Origin of the sequence: Liquorilactobacillus uvarum DSM 19971, assembly GCF_001434935.1 — a bacterium.
Lineage (GTDB): Bacteria > Bacillota > Bacilli > Lactobacillales > Lactobacillaceae > Liquorilactobacillus > Liquorilactobacillus uvarum.
Genome location: NZ_AZEG01000097.1, coordinates 1 through 1,104 on the forward strand (window position 1 = coordinate 1; position 1,104 = coordinate 1,104).

Consider the following 1,104-nt stretch of genomic DNA (forward strand, 5'->3'; position numbering starts at 1 on the left):
CTTGAATTTACACTTTAAGTGCAACACTAATTAAATAAAGAATGGCCCATGGCCAAATTTCTGTAAAATGATGTTTGCGAAAACAATCATGAAAGGAATTTAGCCATGGACCACTACAAGCATATTACCATAGATGAACGGGAAACTATCTTTTTAATGAGGAATCATGGAAACTCACTTCGTGAGATTGCCAGCCATATCAAGAAAAGTTACTCAACCATTTCTCGAGAATTAAGCCGTAATTCTACTGGTAGATCCTATTCACCTTCGAAGGCTCAGGAGAAGTACAAACAGCGCAAAGGCAATTGTGGCAGAGTCTCTCTTTTGAGTAATCCTCAGGTGTTTGAAGTGGTGAGAGAACACTTCTGCGAAGACCTTTGGTCTCCGGAAGAAATATCGAATCGTTTGGCAGTCGAAAAGTATCCGGTGCAGATCAGTACCACGACTATTTACCGTGGGATTTTCAATGGCTTATTTGATAATTTGTTTAAATCTGGCAGCTCTAGTGCCGTGCGCCATCTAAGGCATCACGGCAAGTCTCGCCACAATAAAGCTTATCAAGAAAAGCGAGGCAAGATTCCAATCCCCAACAAGATTCATGATCGTCCGCGAGAAGCTGACAACCGTGTAGAAATTGGTCACTGGGAAGGTGATACCGTGTTAGGCAAAAGCGGAAAGGCTTGTGTCGTTACATTGGTTGACCGAAAATCTCGTTACCTGCTTATTGGTAAAGCTGCTAAAAGAACTTCAGAAGCAGTCACGGATACTTTGAGCGACTTAATGAAGCTATGGCCTGGTAGATCGTTAACGATTACCCCGGATAGGGGTAAAGAGTTTGCCAAAGTTCAATGTTTAACTGATAAGTTTGGTACACCCTTCTACTTTCCCGATCCTCACTCTCCTTGGCAACGAGGAACTAACGAAAATACTAACGGCTTGCTTCGCGAATATTTGCCAAAAGGAACTGACCTTGATTCAATTACTGACCGCCGGATACAAGCATATGCAGAACAAATGAATAATCGTCCCCGTAAATGTCTCGGATGGAAAACGCCTTATGAAATATTCTTTAATGTAGTGTTGCACTTAATTTGACAATTCAAG

Annotated in this window: 1 protein-coding gene; it reads left to right on the top strand. The window is 41.8% G+C overall.

The genetic code is table 11. The annotated features are described in order from the left end of the window. Nucleotides 1-105 precede the first annotated feature (105 nt). Nucleotides 106-1,095: an IS30 family transposase gene (locus FD20_RS12540; RefSeq protein ID WP_057738934.1), complete on the top strand. Its 990-nt coding sequence runs from the start codon at nt 106-108 to the stop codon at nt 1,093-1,095. Nucleotides 1,096-1,104 lie beyond the last annotated feature (9 nt).

Excerpts from the sequence above, each read along its gene's own strand:
- FD20_RS12540 (WP_057738934.1), top strand. The coding sequence starts at position 106 with ATGGACCACTACAAGCATATTACCATAGATGAACGGGAAACTATCTTT.